Annotated in this window: 9 protein-coding genes and 11 pseudogenes; 18 read left to right on the top strand and 2 right to left on the bottom strand. The window is 72.8% G+C overall.

Annotated elements, in window-relative coordinates:
• Position 1: 1 nt before the first annotated feature.
• Positions 2 to 119, bottom strand: a pseudogene (locus tag FF86_RS55645) (polyketide synthase docking domain-containing protein); the annotation flags it as partial.
• A 145-nt stretch (positions 120 to 264) separates the two neighbouring features.
• Between FF86_RS55645 and FF86_RS63735 the strand changes: the two are divergent.
• The 4 genes and pseudogenes from FF86_RS63735 to FF86_RS23175 form a co-directional block, all read left to right on the top strand.
• Positions 265 to 763, top strand: a 499-nt coding sequence (locus FF86_RS63735) for an alpha/beta fold hydrolase (RefSeq protein ID WP_304438172.1), incomplete at its 3' end; no start/stop codon positions are given.
• Between the two features lies 1 nt (position 764).
• Positions 765 to 877: pseudogene (locus FF86_RS63740) on the top strand (alpha/beta hydrolase); the annotation flags it as partial.
• A gap of 1 nt (position 878) precedes the next feature.
• Positions 879 to 1,167, top strand: a pseudogene (locus tag FF86_RS63745) (alpha/beta hydrolase); the annotation flags it as partial.
• Positions 1,168 to 1,174: 7 nt separating this feature from the next.
• Positions 1,175 to 2,140, top strand: coding sequence for an ACP S-malonyltransferase (locus tag FF86_RS23175; protein WP_044886955.1), 966 nt, complete (start codon positions 1,175 to 1,177; stop codon positions 2,138 to 2,140).
• Here FF86_RS23175 and FF86_RS23180 read toward each other — a convergent pair.
• Positions 2,126 to 2,374 carry an acyl carrier protein gene (locus FF86_RS23180; RefSeq protein ID WP_044886954.1) on the bottom strand — a complete coding sequence of 83 codons (249 nt, stop codon included), beginning with the start codon at positions 2,372 to 2,374 and terminating at the stop codon, positions 2,126 to 2,128. The genes FF86_RS23175 and FF86_RS23180 overlap by 15 nt on opposite strands.
• 118 nt (positions 2,375 to 2,492) lie before the next feature.
• Between FF86_RS23180 and FF86_RS23185 the strand changes: the two genes are divergently transcribed.
• From FF86_RS23185 to FF86_RS55655, 14 genes and pseudogenes are all read left to right on the top strand, one after another.
• Entirely contained in the window at positions 2,493 to 4,007 is a 1,515-nt protein-coding gene (locus FF86_RS23185; RefSeq protein WP_044886953.1) for an AMP-binding protein, read from the top strand.
• A gap of 114 nt (positions 4,008 to 4,121) precedes the next feature.
• Positions 4,122 to 4,405, top strand: a 284-nt coding sequence (locus FF86_RS67810) for an AMP-binding protein (protein ID WP_396230033.1), incomplete at its 3' end; no start/stop codon positions are given.
• A gap of 1 nt (position 4,406) precedes the next feature.
• Positions 4,407 to 4,653, top strand: a pseudogene (locus FF86_RS67815) (AMP-binding protein); the annotation flags it as partial.
• Position 4,654: 1 nt separating this feature from the next.
• Positions 4,655 to 4,802: pseudogene (locus tag FF86_RS67820) on the top strand (long-chain fatty acid--CoA ligase); the annotation flags it as partial.
• Position 4,803: 1 nt separating this feature from the next.
• Positions 4,804 to 5,546: pseudogene (locus FF86_RS67825) on the top strand (AMP-binding protein); the annotation flags it as partial.
• Positions 5,543 to 5,636 (top strand): hypothetical protein (locus FF86_RS63750; RefSeq protein ID WP_304438176.1); only part of this gene is annotated, 94 nt, incomplete at its 3' end. The pseudogene FF86_RS67825 and the gene FF86_RS63750, both read left to right, overlap by 4 nt.
• Position 5,637: 1 nt before the next feature.
• Positions 5,638 to 5,890 (top strand): annotated as a pseudogene (locus tag FF86_RS63755) (type III PLP-dependent enzyme); the annotation flags it as partial.
• 1 nt (position 5,891) lies between these two features.
• Positions 5,892 to 6,814 (top strand): annotated as a pseudogene (locus FF86_RS63760) (type III PLP-dependent enzyme); the annotation flags it as partial.
• 92 nt (positions 6,815 to 6,906) lie between these two features.
• A complete protein-coding gene (locus FF86_RS63770) occupies positions 6,907 to 7,266 on the top strand; it encodes a cobalamin B12-binding domain-containing protein (RefSeq protein ID WP_304438173.1) in 360 nt (119 codons plus the stop codon).
• Positions 7,253 to 8,161, top strand: a 909-nt coding sequence (locus tag FF86_RS23205) for a hypothetical protein (protein WP_242419345.1), incomplete at its 3' end; no start/stop codon positions are given. The genes FF86_RS63770 and FF86_RS23205, both read left to right, overlap by 14 nt.
• Before the next feature lies 1 nt (position 8,162).
• A pseudogene (locus tag FF86_RS63775) lies at positions 8,163 to 8,587 on the top strand (methylaspartate mutase); the annotation flags it as partial.
• A partial coding sequence (locus FF86_RS34910; RefSeq protein WP_396230032.1) for a type I polyketide synthase occupies positions 8,568 to 10,695 on the top strand: 2,128 nt, incomplete at its 3' end. The pseudogene FF86_RS63775 and the gene FF86_RS34910, both read left to right, overlap by 20 nt.
• Position 10,696: 1 nt before the next feature.
• Positions 10,697 to 10,748: pseudogene (locus tag FF86_RS55650) on the top strand (hypothetical protein); the annotation flags it as partial.
• Between the two features lies 1 nt (position 10,749).
• A pseudogene (locus FF86_RS55655) lies at positions 10,750 to 13,741 on the top strand (SDR family NAD(P)-dependent oxidoreductase); the annotation flags it as partial.

Below are 13,741 nucleotides of genomic sequence, written 5' to 3' on the forward strand. Positions count from 1 at the left end.
NCGACGATCGCGATGGGCTCGTGCCGGGCCGCCTCCAGCTCGGTGACGCGGGCACGGGTCTTCTGTAACTCGGCGGTGACCCGTCGGAGGTAGTCGAGCAGCTTCTCCTGGCTCTCCATAGTGAGCCCCACCGTGGAGGCGGGCGAGGGCGCCCGCAACCCCTGCGCAACCCCTGCGCTTTAGGGGCTGCTCCGCCGCGCGGCCGGCCGCAGCATGGGCATGGTGCTCGTGTCGCGGGCACATGGCTCGGGTGAGGTGACCAGGATGGCGGCGGCTGGGAACGCCAAGGGCTGGGTGCGCTTTGGGGATTACCGGACGTGGTACCGGGTCACCGGAACCACAGACGAGGCACGGTCGGCGCTGGTGGTCGTGCACGGCGGTCCGGGCAGCACTCACGACTACCTTCTCAGCCTGTGCTGCCTGGCCGAGGACGGCCGGGCGGTCGTGCACTACGACCAGCTCGGCAACGGCGGGTCCACCCGACTGCCCGACGCAGGCCCCGAGTTCTGGACCCCGCAGCTGTTCCTCGACGAGCTCGCCAACCTCGTGCGGGAGCTCGGCGTCGCGAACGACTACGTGGTGTTCGGGCAGTCATGGGGCGGCATGCTGGCCGCCCGGCACGCCGCGGACCGGCCGGCCGGACTGCGTGGACTGATCATCGCCAACGCTCCCGCCTCGTATCCGCTGTGGCGTCAGGAGATGGAGGTGCTGCGCGCCGCGCTCCCACCCGGCGTGGACGCGGTGCTGCGCCGGCACGAGGCGGNGGGCACCACCGACACCCGCGAGTACTTCGAGGCGATGCGCGTCTTCTACGACCGCCACGTGTGCCGGATCGACCCGTGGCCGCGTGACTACCTCGCCTCGTTCATGGAGACCGNCGACAACCCGACGGTGTACGCGGCCATGAACGGCCCGAGCGAGTTCCATGTCACCGGCAGGTTACGGGACTGGTCGGTCGAAGACTGCCTGCCCGACATCGCCGTACCCACCCTGATCCTCTCGGGTCGGTACGACGAGGCGACGCCCGCGACCGTGCGGCCGTTCCACGACCTCGTCCCCGACGTGCGCTGGGAGATCTTCGAGGATTCCAGCCACGTGCCCCACCTCGAGGAGCCCGAACTCTTCCGCACGGTCGTGGCGGACTTCCTCACCAGCCTGGAGACATGACGACGCCATGGACGACCTCGACCGTACCGGCACCGCGATGGTGTTCCCGGGCATGAGCCCGTCCCGTTTCGCGGATGTCGCCCGGTTCATGCTGCTCAACCCCTACGCCAGACGGCTCGTCGCGGCCGCCGACGAACGCCTCGGGTACTCGCTGGTGGACCGCTTCGAGGAGACCGACGGCGACTACTCCGAGTATGCGCAGGTCGCGTTCTTTGTGAACTGCCTGGCGCTGGCCCAGTGGGCGGAGGCCGAGCTCGGCGTCGTGCCGGACGTGTGTACCGGGCCGAGCTTCGGAGAGAAGCCCGCGACCGTCCGCGTCGGCTCCCTGTCGTTCGACGACGGGGTTTCGATGACGGCACGGCTGGCCCGCTGCCTTCAGGAGTACTTCGCGGTCGAACACCGGGACGTGGTGACGCAGTCGTTCGTCCGCGTCCCGGAGGAACGGGTGCGCGAGATGCTGGACGACCTCACCACGCGCGGTGGGTGGAACGACATCTCCTGCCACATCGACCATGACTTCTTCATGGTGTCGCTGCGGGAGCGCGATCTGGAGTGGCTGCAACGAGCGGTGCGGGCACTCGGCGGCCTGCCCCTGTACACCATGCGCCCGCCGATGCACTCGGCCGCGTTCGGCGGACTGCGGCGCAAGGCCGGTGCGGAGATCCTGGCCGACGTGGACTTCGCCGACCCGACGCTGCCGCTCGTGGCGGATCAGGACGGCTCGGTGGTGGGCGACGCCGAAGGCGTCCGCACCATGCTGTTGGACAGCTTCGTGCGGCCGCTGCGCTGGCCGGATGTCGTGGCCGGCCTGCGGCGGTTGGGGGTGGGGACCGTCTGCGTCGCCGGGCCCGACAGCCTGTTCGGCCGGGTGGGCTGCACGACGAGCAACTTCGAGGTGATCGCCGTCAACCCGATGCTCGCCCTGCAGCCCCGGCGAGGAGCCGACCCGCCGGCAGCGTCAACCGGTCGGTGAGCGCATCGTCGACAGTGCCCTCCACAGCAACGCCGGCGTCGCGAACGTCTCCAGCGTCAACGCCTCCTCGGAGAACCGGATCCGATATTCGGCCTCAAGTGTGGAGAGCAGTTCGACCGTGCCCAGTGAATCAAGACCGTATTCGCGTAGCGAGGTGTTGTCATGAAGGGTCTCGTCGGCGGGGAGGAACGGCAGGTGCTGGCGCAGAAGTTCTTCGAAATGGATGTCCAACATGGTGTGCTCCAGGATTGATCGAAACTCGCGTTGACCTGGTGGTGACGCCTGATCCGGAGTATGCCAGTCCGCGTTGGGTTACTCAAGAGAAACGCTCGTTTCCGGACGCAGGAGAACGATGGACGGAATAACCGGGAAGGCGCTGTACTCGCGATTTCTGCGCGGGCTCGCGCTGGCTCCGCACGGCGTGGCGGTCCGGGCCGGGACCGAGTCCGTCACCTACGAGGAGGCGCACGAGCGGGCCCTGCGGTGGGCCGGAGCCCTGGGCCCGGCGCGGCCGCAGGCGGTGGGCGTTCTCGCGGGAAAGACCGTCACCGCGTACGTCGGCATCCTCGCCGCGCTCTACGCGGGCGCCGCCGTCGTGCCCCTGCGGCCGGACTTTCCCGTGACCCGCACCCGGCAGATGCTGGACGCCGTGGGCGCCACCGCGGTCCTGGTCGACGACCGCGGAGCGGCCATGCTGTCGCGGCTGCTGACGGACCGTCGGGATATCGCGGTGCTCGCACCCGACAGCACGTCGTCCACCGGGCTGGACCGGCCCCGGGCCGTCGAGCCGCACGATCCCGCGTACGTGCTGTTCACCTCGGGATCCACCGGGCGCCCCAAGGGCGTGGTCATCACCCACGGTGCCACCGACCACTACTTCGGGCTCCTGGACGCCCGCTACGACTTCGGTCCCGACGACGTCTTCTCGCAGACCTTCGACCTCAACTTCGACTGCGCCCTGTTCGACGTCTTCAACGCCTGGGGCGCCGGCGCGTCGCTGCTGGCCGTGCCGCCGCACGCCTACCGCGAGTTGCCTGCCTTCGTGCGGGAGCACCGGGTCACGGTGTGGTTCTCCACCCCCAGCGCGATCGGTCTGGTGCGCCGGATGGGCGGCCTCGGCCCGGGCACGATGCCGGGCCTGCGCTGGAGCCTGTTCGCCGGGGAGGCCCTGCAGTGCCGCGACGCCGCCGACTGGCAGCAAGCCGCGCCCGGCTCGGCGCTGGAGAACCTGTACGGCCCGACGGAGCTGACCATCACGATCGCCGCCCACCGCTGGTCCGCCCAGCGGTCGCCGCGGCTGGCCGTCAACGGCGTCGTCCCCATCGGCACCCTGCACGCCGGGCACGAGCACCTGCTGCTCGACAGCGACGGCGGACCCGCCTGGCACGAGGGCGAGCTGTGCGTCACCGGCCCGCAGATGAGCCCCGGGTACCTCGACCCCGGCGACGACCACGGCCGATTCGTGGCACGTGGCGGCCGCCGCTGGTACCGCACTGGTGACCGGGTCCGGCGGGTCGGCGGCGGCGAGCTGGCCTATCTGGGGAGGTCGGACTCCCAGGTCCAGGTGCAGGGCTGGCGGATCGAACTGGCCGAGGTGGAACATGCCCTGCGGACGTACGCGCCGGTGCGCGACGCAGTCGCGGTGGGCCTGCCGAGGGGCGGCAGAACGGAACTCGTCGTTTTCTACACCGGCCCGCCCGTGCCGCCCGTGGAATTCGCCAGAAGCCTACGCGAGGTGCTACCCGACGGCGTCATCCCACGCCATTACCACCGGGTGGAGGAGTTTCCCCTGAACGCCAACCGGAAAGTCGACCGTGCCAGGCTCGCGGCGCACGCGCACGACCTGCTCGCGCAGTCCCGGAACTAGCCAGAGAAAGTGGACGATGTGAATCCACCATCGGGTGGCCCGTTCATGCACTCCCTCCTCGACGAGGCGGTGGCCGAACTCCCGGAGTCCCCGGCCGTCCGCGACGCCGGGGGGATGTGGACCTACCGCACGCTCACCGAGTTCAGCCACGCGTTCGACGCCTGGCTCGCCGAGCAGGACGTCAGACTCGGCGACCGGGTACTCGTCCAACTGCCGACGACGCGGGAGTTGGCCGCCATGCTCTACGGCACCTCCCGGCGGGGCGCGGTGTTCGTTCCGATCAATCCGTCGATGAAGCCCTTCCACCTGCGGTCCGTCATCGACAACGCCGAACCGCGGCTCATCGTCGGCACCGACGGCGACCTGCGGCGGATCCGCGACCTGGGCGGACCGCCCTGNCACGGATTCAGCACGGTCTGGAACCGGGTGGAGAAGCTGCGAGAGCACGGCACCCGCGCCGAGCCGGTGGCGGCCCGCCCGGACGACGTCGCCGTGGTCGTCTACACCTCCGGCAGCACGGCCGCGCCGAAGGGCGTGACCGAGCCACACGCCCAGATCATCTTCGCCTCGTCCGCCATCAACGCCGTCCTCGGCTACCGGCCCGACGACGTGGTCTTCTGCCGATTCCCGATGTCGTGGGACTACGNCCTGTACAAGGTGCTGCTCGCCTGCCTCGGACGCTCGCAGATAGTGCTGGCCGGGGACGAGTCGGACCTCGTCCTGCTGCGGCGGATGCGCGAGGTGGGCGCGACGATCGTGCCGATCGTCCCCTCGCTCGCCACGATGATCGCTGCCNTCACCGAACGCGAGGACAGCACCGGCGTGCAGCGGGCGCCGGTGCGCATGTTCACCAACACCGGGGCCGCCCTGCCGCCGACCACCATCGACAAGCTGCGCCGGGCCTTCCCCACGGCCCGCGTGGTCCGCCAGTTCGGCCAGACCGAGTGCAAACGGATCTCCATCATGCCGCCGGAGGAAGACGGCGAACGCCCCGACTCGGTCGGCCGGCCGCTGCCCGGCACCCGGGTCCTGATTCTCGACGCCCGGGGAGACGAACTACCCGTCGGCCGGACCGGCGAGATCGTGGTGACCGGCCCGCACGTCATGCCCGGCTACTGGCGCGCGCCCGAGCTGACCGCCCGCACGTTCCGCCGCGACGTCCGTACCGGGAACCTGCGCCTGCACACCGGCGACTACGGGTGCCTCGACCAGGAGGGCTATCTCTACTTCGAGGGCCGCCGCGACGACATGTTCAAGCGCAAGGGCATCCGCATGAGCACTCTGGAGATCGAGGCCGCCGCCATGGACATCCCCGGAGTCCGCGCCGCCGGCGCCATCCCGCCGACCGAGGACCGCGACCTCGCCCTGTGCGTGGAGGCCGATCTGCCCGCGCACACCGTGCTGCGTGAGCTCGTGCGCCGGCTGGAACCGGCCAAGGTGCCGGCGATCTGCCACGTCGTGGCCGAGTTCCCGCTCACCGCGCACGGCAAGAACGCCACCGCAGAACTGACCCGGCTGCTGGACGGGGCCCGCGCATGACCCGGTTCGCCGAGCTCGCCGAGCGCTACGGCACGCCGCTGTACGTCTACGACCTCGACCAGGTCGTCGCCGCCCGCGACAGCCTTTTCGNCGCGCTGCCCGAGGGATTCGAGCTCTTCTACGCGCTCAAGGCCAACCCGCATCCCGACGTCGTCGGTGTCCTGCGCGAGGGGCCCGGCCGGACCTGCCGGGCCGAGATCAGCTCGACCGGCGAACTGCACGCAGCCCTGGCCACGGGCCACCGGGCGCAGGACTGCCTCTACACCGGCCCAGGCAAGACCGACGCGGAACTGGACGAGGCGATCGGCCGCGGCGTGCGGCTGTTCTCCGTCGAGTCCCCGTCCNACCTGCGGCACGTGGGCGCCGCGGCGGCGCGTGCCGGCGCGGTGGCGCAGTGCCTGCTGCGCGTCAACAGTCCCACGGCGCACGCCTCGACGGGTATCCGCATGACGGGGCGGCCGTCCCAGTTCGGCATCGACGGCGAGACCCTGGCCGACGTCCTGCCCGAGCTGATCCGAGCGCCCGGCACGCGGATCGTCGGTGCGCACTTCTACACCATGAGCAACGCCACCGACGAGGAGAACCTGCTCGCCGAGTACGGGCACGTCGCCGAGCTCGCCGCGGGGTTGGAACGCGACCTCGGGCTGCCGCTGGACCTGCTCGACCTCGGCGGCGGCTTCGCGGCTCCGTACGCGGTGCCCGGTGCCCGCACGCCGTACCCCAAGCTGCGTGCGGAACTCGCCCGAATCCTCGACCGATCTCTGCCGCGCTGGCGGTCGGGCTCGCCCCGGCTCGCGTGCGAGTCGGGCCGCTACCTGGTGGCCGAGAGCGGATATCTGGTGAGTCGCGTGGTCAACATCAAGGTCGGCCGCGGCAGCAGGTTCGTCGTGCTCGACGCCGGCATCAACGCGCTCGGCGGTCTGTCCGGGCTCGGTCGCCTGCTGCCGGTCGCCGTTACGCTCGACCGCCCGGAGCAGGCCACTGAGGCTGAGCAGGCCGCTGAGGCTGAGCAGGCCACCGAGCCGGGCACACTGGCCGGTCCGCTGTGCACGCCGGGCGACACCCTCGGACGCAACGTCGACCTGCCGCCGCTCCACGTCGGCGACCTCGTCACGATCCCCAACGTCGGCGCCTACGGCCTCACCGCGAGTCTGCTCGCCTTCCTGGGGCGCCCGGCGCCCGGCGAGGTGACCGTGCGGGGCGGCGAGGTGGTTTCCGCCTCCCGGCTGGAGCATCGGCGCACGTACCTCGCGGCGGTCGGCCGGTGAGTGCGCTGCGCGCCGCCTCGTACCCCGGCCGCACCGTCATCGTCAGCGGCCTGGCCTCCGACGCGCACACCTGGAACCTGGTCTACCTGCANCTGCTGATCGAGGAACTGGGCCACGACGTGGTGAACCTCGGGCCGTGCGTGCCGGCCGACCTGCTGGTGGCCTCCTGCGACCGCCACCGGCCCGCCCTGGTGGTCCTCAGCAGTGTCAACGGCCACGGCTACCAGGAGGGGCTGGAGCTGATCCGCACTCTGCGCGGCACGGGACTGCGGGACCTTCCGGTCGTGATCGGCGGGCAGCTCGGTACCCGCGGCGGCCTGAGCGGGCGGCACATCGACGACCTGCTCGACGCGGGCTTCGACGCGGTCTTCGACGATCACGCCGACAGCACGGTGCTGTTCCGCCGGTTCGTCGCCGAGCTCGCCGAGGGAGCGCCCCGTGCACTTCGGTGAGTTCGTCCGCCGGCGGCACGCGGCCGGGGCACTGGTCGTGCAGCCTCGCATGGGCTTCGCCGACCCCGCCCTGATGCGCGCCGGCCTCGTCGCCACCCGGGGGGCCGCCGCCACCACGGTCGGCACGATCACGCTCGACAGCTTCACCCGGCTCGGCGACCCGGCCTCGGCCACCAGGGCACTGCGCGAGGGCACCGAGCTCAACGGGTACCCGATCCTCAGCCACGCCCTGTCCGCCACCCGCCGGGTGCTGGCAGGCGTGCATGACGGCGAGTTCCCCGTCCAGGTGCGGCACGGTTCCGCCCGGCCGCAGGACATCACCCGCGCCACCGTTGCGGCGGGTCTGCACGCCACCGAGGGCGGCCCGGTGTCGTACTGCCTCCCCTACGGCCGCACCCCGCTGACGGAGGCGGTCCGCAACTGGCGGGAGTGCTGTGAGCTGCTGCTCGGCGCCGCCGGAGAACCGCACCTGGAAACGTTCGGCGGCTGCATGATGGGCCAGCTTTGCCCGCCGAGCCAACTTGTGGCGATCAGCGTGCTGGAGGCCATGTTCTTCCAACGCCACGGGATCCGCAGCGTCTCGGTGAGCTACGCGCAGCAGACCCACCCGGCCCAGGACCGGGAGGCCGTCGCCGCGCTGCGACGGCTCTGCGCGGAACTGCTGCTCGGGACGGACTGGCACGTCGTCATCTACGCGTACATGGGGCGATTTCCCCGCACCGCTGACGGCGCACGCAACCTGCTCGCCCGGGCCGCCGAACTCGCCGTCAGCACCGGAGCGCAGCGGCTGATCGTCAAGACGGTGGCCGAGGCCGAGCGCATCCCCACCATCGCCGAGAACGTCGCGGCGCTCGAGCATGCCGCTGCGGCGGCCGACCGGGCTTTCGGGACCTTGNCTGCCGGGACCTTGGCGGGTGGGATCGGGGCGGCCGAACCGGACGGCGGCCAGGTGTACCGGGAGGCGCGAGCACTGGTGGACGCCGTGCTCGACTGCGCCCCGGACATCGGCAACGCGCTGGTCCGCGCCTTCGCGCGCGGTCTGCTCGACATCCCCTACTGCCTGCACCCGGCCAACGCCGGCCGGGCCCGCGGCCGGCTCGACGCCGACGGCAGGCTCGGCTGGGCCGACATCGGTGCCCTTCCCCTCGCCGGAGTGGTCGGCGAGATCCGCGGCCGGACGGTCAGCTCGTCGAGCTTCCTGTCGTCCCTGTCCTACGTCCGGGACACCTACGACACGGCGGCGCTCACCACCGGGACCCTGCCGGCGTTGTCCGCCGGACACCTCGTACAGACAGCGGAGCGTGGCGATGAGCACGACTGACGACACCCTCGCGGACCGGCTCGCCATGCTCCCCGCCGGCGAGCGGGACCGGTTCCTGGCCGATTTCGTCCACACCCGCGTGGCCGCGGTGCTCCGCGAGTTCCGGCCCGCGTCCACGGTTGCGGTGGACCCCGACCGGCCGTTGCGGGACCTTGGCCTGGACTCGCTGGGCGCCGTGGCGCTGCACGGCAGGCTGAGCGCCGACACCGGCCTGGCGCTGCCGGTCACCGTCGCCTTCGAGCACCCCACCCCGGCGGCCCTGGCCCGGCACCTGCGCACGCTGCTGGTCGGCGAGGAGGCGCCGGCTGACTCCACCACACCCCGGCGAGTCGCTGCCGCCGCCGACGACCCCGTCGCGATCGTGGGGATCGGGTGCCGCTATCCCGGGGGCGCGACGTCCCCGGAGTCGCTGTGGCGGCTCGTCGCCGACGGGCGCCACGTCAGCGTCGGGTTCCCTGCCGACCGCGGTTGGGACCTCGACGGGCTGTTCGACCCCGACGCCGACACCCCCGGCAGCAGCTACGTGCGCACGGGCGGCTTTCTGCCGGACGCCGCCGGGTTCGACGCCGACTTCTTCGGCATCGCCCCGCGCGAGGCCGCCGCGATGGATCCGCAACAGCGGCTGGTGCTCGAGACCTCGTGGGAGGCGCTGGAACGGGCGGGCATCGACCCGGGCGCGCTGCGCTCCACCGCGACCGGCGTGTTCATCGGCGCCGAGCCGCAGGAGTACGGCCCTCGGCTGCACGAAGCCCCGGACGGCCTCGAGGGCTACCTGCTGACCGGCAACGCGCCCAGCGTCGTCTCCGGTCGGGTCGCCTACGCGTTCGGCTTCGAGGGGCCGGCGCTCACCGTCGACACCGCGTGCTCCGGCTCGCTGGTCGCCCTCCACCTGGCCGACCAGGCGCTGCGTCGCGGCGAGTGCACGCTCGCGCTGGCCGGGGGCGTCGCCGTGATGGGCGGGCCCGGCACGTTCACCGCGTTCAGCCGGCAGCGGGGGCTCGCCGCGGACGGCCGGTGCAAGGCGTTCGCCGCCGCTGCCGACGGCACCGGATTCGCCGAGGGCGTCGGCGTGTTCGTGCTGGAGCGCCTCTCCGACGCCCTGCGCGCGGGGCACACCGTTCTGGCCGTCGTCCGGGGCAGCGCGGTCAACTCCGACGGCGCGTCCAACGGCCTGACCGCGCCGAACGGCCTGGCGCAGCAGCGCGTCATCCGCGCCGCGCTGGCCGACGCCGCCCTGGCGCCGCACGAGGTCGACGCGGTCGAGGCCCACGGCACCGGCACCCGGCTGGGAGACCCGATCGAGGCTCGGGCGCTGTTGGCGACCTACGGCCAGGACCGTGCGGATCCGCTGTGGCTGGGCTCGGTCAAGTCCAATCTCGGCCACACTCAGGCCGCGTCGGGTGCGGCGGGCGTCATCAAGATGATCATGGCTATGTGGCATGGGCTGCTCCCCGCCACCTTGCACGTGGACGAGCCCACACCCCACGTCGACTGGTCCGCCGGGGCCGTCGAGGTGCTGACCGAGGCGCGCGCCTGGCCGGCCGCCGACCGGCCGCGGCGCGCGGGCGTGTCGTCGTTCGGCATCAGCGGCACCAACGCCCACGTGATCCTCGAACAGTTCGAGCGGGCACCGCATGCCGACCAGGCCCGCACGCAGGTCCCGACCGCACAGCTCGCTGTCGACGACGCGGCACCGCTGCCCCTCGTCCTGTCGGCCAGAAGCGACGCGGCGCTGCGCGAGCAGGCCCGTCACCTCGCCTCCGTCGTCGCCGACGGGACGCCGGCGGTCGACGTCGGCTTCTCGCTGGCGACCACGCGGGCGTCCCTGTCGCACCGCGCCCTCGTCATCGCCGACGATCACACCGACGCGGTGCGCGGCCTGAACCTGTTGGCCGAGCGCGGCACCGGCCCGCGCATCGTGAGCGGCATCGTCGCCCCGGGCGGCCTCGGCCTGCTGTTCACCGGGCAGGGTTCCCAACGCCTGGCGATGGGCCGCGAACTTTACGAGACGCACCCGGTGTTCGCACGGGCCCTGGACGAGGCGATCGACCATCTGGACCTGCAACTCGACCGGCCCCTGCGCGACGTCCTGTTCGGCACCGAGCCGGNCGAGCTGGCGCAGACCCAGTACGCGCAGTGCGCGCTGTTCGCCGTCGAGGTGNCGCTGTTCCGACTGATCGAGTCCTGGGGAGTGCGCCCGGACGTCCTGCTCGGCCACTCGATCGGTGAACTGGCCGCGGCGCACGTCGCGGGCGTGTGGTCACTGGCGGACGCCTGCGCCGTCGTCGCCGCCCGCGGGCGGCTGATGCAGGCGCTGCCCGCCGACGGCGCGATGGTCGCCGTCACGGCCGGCGAGGACGAGGTCCGGCGGCTGCTGACCGATCGGGTGAGCATCGCGGCCGTCAACGGCCCGGCGTCCGTGGTCGTCTCCGGCGCCCGGGACGAGGTGGACGCTCTCGCCCGGCGCCTGGAGTCTGCCGGGCGCACGGCGACCCGGCTGCGCGTGTCGCATGCCTTCCACTCGGCCCTGATGGAGCCGATGCTCGCCGAGTTCCGACGGGTCCTGCGGGCTGTGGCCTACGAACGGCCCGCCATCCCGGTGATCTCCAACCTGACCGGCGCTCCGGCGGCGCCCGAGGATCTCTGCTCGCCCGACTACTGGGTGAGGCATGTGCGCGAGACCGTGCGCTTCGCCGACGGCGTCCGGAGCATGGCCGCTGCCGGGATACGTACAGTCATCGAACTGGGCCCGGACGCGGTCCTGTCGGCCATGGGCCGCGACTGCCTGACCGACGCCTGCCTGTCCGAGGACGGTGTGCCCGACGACAGTGTGCCCGAGGACGTGGTGTTCGTTCCCGCCCTGCGCCGGGACCGGCCCGAGGCAGCCACCCTGGTGGCGGCCGTCGCCGCCGCCCACACCCGGGGCGCCGCGGTCACCTGGAGCGCCTGCTACGCCGGGCGCGCCGCGCGGCGCGTCGACCTGCCCACCTACCCCTTCCAGCACCGACGATTCTGGCTCACCCAGTCGGCGGCCGGCCGGGTCGACCCGGCCCGGTTCGGCCAGCGATCGTCCCGACACCCGCTGCTCACCGCCGTCGTCGGCCTCGCGGGCGGCGACGGGGCCGTGCTCACCGGACGGCTGTCCGTACCGACGCTGCCGTGGCTGGCCGACCACATCATCGCCGGCTCGCTCGTGCTGGCGGGCACGGCGTTCGTGGACATGGCGCTGCACGCGGCGGAACACCTCGACTGCGACCTCGTCGAGGAACTGACCCTCCACGCGCCGCTGCTGCTGCCGGAGACCGAGGGCATCGCCCTGCAGGCCGTCGTCTCGGCCGCGCGCGCCGGCCGCCGCACCGTCGAGTTCTACTCCCGCGGCGAGCGCGGGGACGCCGATGGCGCGAGTGCGGACGGCGCGAGTGCCGGTTGGACCCGGCACGCCACCGCGATCCTGTCGCCGGCGGCGCGCTCGCCGCGGGACGCGCCCGCCGCCGCCTGGCCACCCCCCGGCGCGCGGCCCGTCGACATCGCGGACTTCTACGAGAACCTGGCCGACGAGGGCTACGCCTACGGGCCCGCCTTCCGGTGCCTGCGGGCGGTGTGGCGGCGCGGCTCGGAGGTGTATGCCGAGGTCGCCCTGCCGCAGGACGCGGACGCGGGGCCGCACCACCTGCACCCGGCGCTGCTGGACGCGGCGCTGCACGCCACGGACTTCGCCGCCGGCGAGGCCCGGGATGCCGGTGAGCTCCGACTGCCGTTCGCCTGGCAGGGCGTGACCGCGTATGCCACCGGCGCCACCGCCCTGCGGGTCCGGATCATCTCCCACCCGCGCGGCGGCGTTGCGCTGGAGCTGGCCGACCTCGCCGGCGCGCCGGTTGCCTCCGTCGCCTCCTTCCGGACCCGCCTCGTGCCGGCCGGGACGCTGACGTCAGCGCGGAACGAACCGCTCTACCACGTCAGGTGGCGGTCCGTGCCCGGTGGGACCCACGACACCGACCGCGTCACCGTGGCCAGGAGCCTCGATGACGTCGACGGCGTGACGCCGGTGCCGGACGCTGTCGTCGTCACCGTGGCACCGGCCGACGACCAGCCCGACCGTGCCGACCAGCTCGTTCAGCCCGACCAGCCCGACCAGCCGGTTCCGGCGGTTGCGCCCGTCCAGGCGGTGACGACAGCCACGCACCGGGTGCTGGGCCTGCTGCGGCGCTGGCTGGACGACGACCGTGTCGCGAGATCCCGGCTGGTCGTCGCGCTGGGCGGCGCGGTCGAGCCGGGCGGCGCGGTCGGGTGCGGTGCCGAGCTCGCCGCCGCCGCCGTGCGGGGCCTGGTCAGGTCGGCGCAGGCCGAGCATCCGGGCCGGTTCGTCCTGCTCGATCTCGACGGCGCCACGCCCGCCACGGACCATCAGGTGGCCGCCGCACTGGCCACCGACGAGCCCGAGCTACGCCTGCGCGGCGATCGGCTGTCCGCACCGCGCCTGACCCGGCTCACCCCCGCCGACGTTCCCGGCAGGCCGTGGGAGCCGACGGGCACCGTCCTGATCACCGGCGGCACCGGCGGCCTTGGTGCCCTCGTAGCCCGGCACCTCGCCGCGGCCCACGGCGTGCGGCAGCTGCTGCTCGTCAGCCGCCGCGGCCCGGCCGCACCGGGCTCCGTCGCATTGGCCGAGGACCTGACCGCCCTGGGCGCCACCGTCCGAATCGCCGCGTGCGACGTCGCCGACCGTGACGCGCTGGCGGCCGTCCTGGCCGAGATACCGGCCGAACACCCGCTGACCGGCGTCGTCCACGCCGCTGGAGTCGTGGACGACGCCCTGATCACCGCGCTGACACCGGATCAGATCGACGTTGTGCTGCGGCCCAAGGCGGCCGGAGCGTGGCACCTGCACGAGTTGACCCGCGACCTGGACCTGACGGCCTTCGTGCTCTTCTCCTCGGTCGCGTCCCTCGTCGACGGCTCGGGCCAGGGCAACTACGCCGCGGCCAACGCGTTCCTGGAGGCCCTCGCCGCCCACCGCGCGTCGGTCGGCCTCCCGGCGACCTCGCTGGCCTGGGGCCTGTGGTCAGGGGAACAGGGCATGGGCGCGCGGATGGACACCGCGGCGCGCAGGCGCGTCGAGCGGCTCGGCCTCGCGCCGCTGACCCCGCAGGCGAG

This window comes from Frankia sp. CpI1-P (assembly GCF_001421075.1).
GTDB classification, from domain to species: domain Bacteria; phylum Actinomycetota; class Actinomycetes; order Frankiales; family Frankiaceae; genus Frankia; species Frankia torreyi.

What these genes read in the sequence shown, in the direction of transcription:
- FF86_RS23175 (WP_044886955.1), top strand. Translation starts at nt 1,175, where the DNA reads ATGGACGACCTCGACCGTACCGGCACCGCGATGGTGTTCCCGGGCATG.
- FF86_RS23180 (WP_044886954.1), bottom strand. Translation starts at nt 2,374, where the DNA reads ATGTTGGACATCCATTTCGAAGAACTTCTGCGCCAGCACCTGCCGTTC.
- FF86_RS23185 (WP_044886953.1), top strand. Translation starts at nt 2,493, where the DNA reads ATGGACGGAATAACCGGGAAGGCGCTGTACTCGCGATTTCTGCGCGGG.